The following is a 256-nucleotide window of genomic DNA, read 5'->3' as shown; positions in this document are numbered from 1 at the left end:
GTTACATCAACGATCCTAGCCATAAAGTAAGAGGTGATTTCTCTTTTAACTTTTGGATCTGCCAAAATAAATGGCATTCCACTATTAGCAGGAACGGTGACTTAAAGTTCTTGAAGCATAGAATCGTGATTGGATAAGAAATTCCATATTCCATCCCTAGATTCAGGGTCTAACCAAATGATTTCCTTCACCTTCAACATATTAGATTTAATAGTATAGATGACATATCCCCTTGCTTCATGCTCCTTATTATAAT

At 35.2% G+C, this 256-nt stretch carries 1 protein-coding gene; it reads right to left on the bottom strand.

What is annotated here, in order from left to right; all coding sequences use genetic code 11:
- Nucleotides 1-101 precede the first annotated feature (101 nt).
- Nucleotides 102-256: hypothetical protein (locus AOA60_RS34915; RefSeq protein WP_218240832.1), on the bottom strand; the 155-nt coding region annotated here is incomplete at its 5' end.

The sequence above is a fragment of the Pseudomonas sp. 2822-17 genome, from assembly GCF_002742485.1.
Lineage (GTDB): Bacteria > Pseudomonadota > Gammaproteobacteria > Pseudomonadales > Pseudomonadaceae > Aquipseudomonas > Aquipseudomonas cyclaminis.
The sequence above is the reverse complement of the archived record's forward strand: the minus strand, read 5'-3'. Positions and strand labels throughout refer to the sequence as shown.